This window comes from Mesorhizobium sp. M7A.F.Ca.CA.002.05.1.1 (assembly GCF_003998335.1).
Classification (GTDB): domain Bacteria; phylum Pseudomonadota; class Alphaproteobacteria; order Rhizobiales; family Rhizobiaceae; genus Mesorhizobium.
This window is the reverse complement of the sequence record NZ_RZQI01000471.1, coordinates 1-4,599: the sequence shown is the minus strand read 5'-3', so window position 1 is coordinate 4,599 and position 4,599 is coordinate 1. Positions and strand designations below refer to the sequence as shown.

Below are 4,599 nucleotides of genomic sequence, written 5' to 3'. Positions count from 1 at the left end.
ACGGTCCGCCGGTCTCGGTCAGCGTCTCGGCGCCTGCCCGCCAGTTGATCAGCTCGATTGCGCGCGGCGAAAAGGCATGGCCGACCGTCCGGGCGAAGCCGGCATCACGCACCGCATCATCGGCGATGATCGGCATGAACTGGAAGCCGCCGCCGATAGCGGTCATTGCCGCCTGGACCGTGGTGATCCGGTTCTGGTTCCACAAATTCTCCTTGACGATAACCTGCTCGGCCATGCCGAGATCGCGAGCCACCGCGATCATGCCCGAGAGGTCGCCGACGTCGAGCTTGTTGTCGAGGTTGATGAGGATCCTGTCCCTGGTCGCCATCAGCATCTCGCGCAGCGTCGAGACTGTTTCACCCGTCACCGCACCGGTGCCTTCGACCACCAGCCTGCAGGTCTTCAGTTCGGCCAGGGTGTATTTGACCACCTCGCCCTTGCAGGTGGTGGTGCGGTCGAGCCAGCTGTCATGCATGACGACGAACTCACCGTCCTTCGAGCGCCTGATATCGACCTCGACGATTTCTGCGCCCATGGCGATCGACCCCTCCACGGCGGCAATCGAATTTTCCGCGTAGAGCGTCTTGCCCGCCTGCATGCTGCCGGCGCGATGCGCGGCCACCATGACGTGGTCGCGCCACTGGTTGGCGTGCTCGAAGCGGTCAAGAATCTGCCTGGCGCGGGTCTCGCCGGCCAATGACTGGTCAGAAAAGGCCACAAGTGCCGAGGAAAACAGAAGGCTCAGCCAGATGGTCCGCATCGAGAATCGCTCCTTGCCGGATCGAGATCGGGATAGGCGACCCTCGTGACATCCAGGTGAACGAAGCCGGCTAGCGGTTGTTCGCGGGGAGTGCGCGTCAGATGCGTTTCGAGAGCCGGCGGAACCACGCCATGGCCGGCATCTCGACAAAACGCCAGGTGATCCAGGAGGCGGCAATGGTGGCCGCGAGCATGACGACGATCGCCAATGCTCCCGTCCAGCCGGCGCCGAAGCCGGTGGCAGGCTGGCCGCGCAGCATGAAATCGCCCATCAGGCCGAGGCCGAGCTTGCGCTCGACGAGCCCGGCGATGTTGATCAGGCGCGCCTGGACGAAAATGTGGACCATGTAGATCGAGTAGGACAGCGCGCCGAGCGTCAACATGAACGGGGTTCTCAGCAAGACGCTGATCCAGCCGCCCTCATGGGCGAACAGGAACAGCGCCAGCGCGAACACCAGGGGTGCCGCGATGCCGAAATCATTGCCGCCCGCCAGCGAGACGAAAAGCACGATGACGGTCACCATGACGATTTCGGCAAGGGTCCAGTCCATCCGCGGGCCGCTCCTGGCGAGGGCCTGTCGCGCCCCTGCAATGGAATCATGCTGAAACCAGGCCAGCAAGGCGCCGAGCGAGAAGCCGTACAGGCAACGGATGAAGCCGAAATCGAAGGACACATCCATATGATGATTCGAGAAGCCGAGCAGGAACAGCGGCGCGGTGACGGCGGCGGCGACGAACCATATCCAGGCGCGCGCACCGGCGACGAAGACCACGCCGGCAAACAGGAGATAGGCGAAGAACTCGGCCGAAATGCTCCAGCTTGGCGCATTCCAGGTCAATTGATCCTCGAAACCGACACCCTGGAGCAGAAGAAGATTGGCAAGCAGGCTGCCGAGGTCGAAGCCTCCGCTGAAGGGGGCAGCCCCGGTGCCGTGCAATTGCGGCAGCATCAGCCGCAGCAACTCGAAGCCGGCGAAGGCGGCAAGCATGAGCAGATGCAGCGGGTAGATGCGGCCGAAACGGACCAGTGCGAAGCGCGCGACCTGTTCCGGCTGGTTCAGCCGATCGCCGTAGCTGCTGGCGATGACGAAACCGGAAAGGACGAAGAAAAAATCGACGAACAGGTAGGACGAACCGATGAAGGCGCTTTGCGAAATCGTCGAACCGGTCGGGAAGTGAAACAGCGCCACCAGAAGCGCGCAGATGCCACGCCACGAATCGAGGACCAGGAAGCGTTCACCGGCGACCGTGCCGGTGCGGGTCGACGCCGCGGCACGGGTGGGGTTGAGAAACGCGGTCTGCGTCATGATGATACAATCCTGTCTTGCCGTGGCACTCGGGCAGCGCCATTCCGTCTCGCCAAGCTGTGACTGGCATCTTCCGTGCCGGTTCTGTAGTTGTTGCAACCCGATGAAAAACGAGGATCCGTAATGGCGAACAACAACATCGACAACGCCTTCACCGCCCGTTCCAAAACGGGCGCCGCGTTCGAGCCGACCTACTCCGGCGCGCTGTCGTTCATGCGGCGCAAATACACCAAGGACGTGAAGGGCGCGGATGCTGTGGTGTGGGGTATTCCCTTCGATGCCGCCGTCACCAACCGGCCCGGCGCCCGCTTCGGGCCGCAGGCGATCCGCCGCGCCTCGGCGATCCTCGATAACGACCCGCAATATCCGTTCTCACGCGATTTGTTCGAGCATCTGGCGGTGGTCGACTATGGCGATTGCCTGCTCGATTCGGGCAATCACCAGAAGACACCCGGCACGATCGAACGTGAAGCGGCCAAGATCCTGAAGTCCGGCGCCTTCCTGCTGACGCTCGGCGGCGATCATTTCGTCACCTGGCCGCTGCTCAAGGCGCATGCCGCCGTCCATGGTCCGCTCGCCTTGGTGCAGTTCGACGCCCATCAGGACACCTGGCCGGACGACGGCAAGCGCATCGACCACGGATCCTTCGTCGGCCGTGCCGTCAAGGAAGGCATCATCGACCCCGACCGCTCGATCCAGATCGGCATCCGCACCCATGCACCCGACACGTTCGGCATCAAGATCCTCCATGGCCATGAAATCGAGGAGATGCGGGCGTCCGATATCGCCTACGCCATCGTCGACCGCACCGGCGGCAAGAAGACCTACCTCACCTTCGACATCGACTGCCTCGATCCGGCCTACGCGCCTGGCACAGGCACGCCAGTTGCCGGCGGGCCGTCCTCGGCGAAGATCCTGTCGACGCTGCGCCAACTCAACCAGATCGATATTGTCGGTGCCGACATCGTAGAGGTTGCGCCGGCCTATGATCACGCCGATATAACGGCGATCGCCGGCTCGATGGTGGCCATGCAATATCTCGGCCTGCTGGCTGAGCGAAAGGCCCGGCTTGAAGAGTTGAACAACGGCAACCACAATGGTGCCGCAGTGATTCAAGGTCAGGGCATATAATCTTGAAATATCAGGGAATTTGATCAACCCATGAAACCGAAAATCTTCATCGACGGCGAACACGGCACCACCGGCCTGCAGATCAGGGCGCTGCTTGCCGAGCGCAGTGATCTGGAGATCATGTCCATCCCGACCGAACGCCGCAAGGAAACGGCGGCGCGCGCCGAGTTTCTCAACGCCGCCGATGTCGCGATCCTGTGCCTCCCTGACGACGCGGCGAAGGAAAGCGTCTCGCTGATCGCCAACGACACCACCAAGGTCATCGATGCGTCGACCGCGCATCGCGTGGCGGAAGGCTGGGCGTATGGTTTCGCCGAGATGGACAAGGACCAGGCAAAGGCGATCGCCTCGGCAAAACGCGTCGCCAACCCAGGCTGCTGGCCGCAGGGACCGATCGCCACGCTACGGCCGCTGGTCACGTCAGGCCTGCTGCCGGCGGATTTCCCGATCACCGTCAACGGCATTTCGGGCTATTCGGGCGGCGGACGGCCGATGATCGAGGACTATGTCGCCAAGGGCGAGGAAGCCTCGGAATTCCTGCCCTACGGCCTCACGCTTCAGCACAAGCACGTGCCGGAATTGAGGGCCTATGCCAGGCTGTCGCATGATCCGATCATGCAGCCGGCGGTCGGCAATTTCGCGCAAGGCATGATCACCGTCGTGCCGTTGCAGCTTGGCGGCCTCGACCATGTGCCGACCGGTGCGGAGCTGCATGCGGCGATTGCCGACCATTTCGCCGCCATCAAGGGCGGCGTGGTCGAAGTGGCGCCCTATGCGCATTCGGAGCGCATGCCGGAGATCAATCCCGAGGTCTACAACGGCACCAACCGGATGAAGGTCTATGTCTTTGCCAATGACAAACGGGCGCAGGCCCTGCTGCTGGCGGTCTATGACAATCTTGGCAAGGGTGCCTCCGGTGCCGCCGTGCAGAACATGGACCTGATGCTCGGCCTCTGATGGACACGCCAGCCTTTCCGGCGCGCTGGAAAGTCAGCGCGCCCGAACTCATTGCCGAGACCTTTTCGAGCCGCATCTGGAAGGTTTTGCGCGAAGACGGGTCGCCGGCGATCGTCAAGGCGCTCAAGCCTTTCGACGATGTCGCCGACGAGTTGCGCGGCGAGCATTATCTCGCCTGGCGGAGCGGCGAAGGCGCGGTGCGTCTGCTCGGCCGCGACGGCCACAGCATGCTGCTCGAATACGCCGGTGAAACGCTGCTTCAGCAGGTTCTCGAAGAACAGGGCGACTTTGCCGCGACCGTAATCGCGGCCGAGGTGATGGCGAAACTGTTTTCACAGGGGAAAGACCCCTTCCCGCCCGAACTTCAGCCACTGAGGGAACGGTTCGCCAGCCTGTTCAACAAGGCAAATGCCGATCGCGACGCCGGCCATGAGAGCCTCTATGT

5 protein-coding genes are annotated in these 4,599 nt (G+C 62.8%); 3 read left to right on the top strand and 2 right to left on the bottom strand.

Features of this window, described 5'->3' with window-relative positions:
• A partial coding sequence (locus EN939_RS21780) for a glycerophosphodiester phosphodiesterase family protein (protein ID WP_164751133.1) occupies positions 1-760 on the bottom strand: 760 nt, incomplete at its 3' end.
• Positions 761-857: 97 nt separating this feature from the next.
• Positions 858-2,066 (bottom strand): acyltransferase family protein, encoded by a 1,209-nt coding sequence (locus tag EN939_RS21775; RefSeq protein WP_127269615.1) that lies wholly within the window; start codon positions 2,064-2,066, stop codon positions 858-860.
• 123 nt (positions 2,067-2,189) lie between these two features.
• On the opposite strand from EN939_RS21775, the gene speB reads away from it, so the two are divergent.
• The 3 genes from speB to EN939_RS21760 form a co-directional block, all read left to right on the top strand.
• Positions 2,190-3,197: an agmatinase gene (speB, locus tag EN939_RS21770; protein ID WP_127269614.1), complete on the top strand. Its 1,008-nt coding sequence runs from the start codon at positions 2,190-2,192 to the stop codon at positions 3,195-3,197.
• A gap of 30 nt (positions 3,198-3,227) precedes the next feature.
• The gene (gene argC / locus EN939_RS21765; protein ID WP_127269613.1) at positions 3,228-4,154 is read left to right on the top strand and encodes an N-acetyl-gamma-glutamyl-phosphate reductase; all 927 of its coding nucleotides are present in this window, start codon (positions 3,228-3,230) and stop codon (positions 4,152-4,154) included.
• Positions 4,154-4,599 (top strand): aminoglycoside phosphotransferase family protein (locus EN939_RS21760; RefSeq protein WP_272483106.1); only part of this gene is annotated, 446 nt, incomplete at its 3' end. The genes argC and EN939_RS21760, both read left to right, overlap by 1 nt.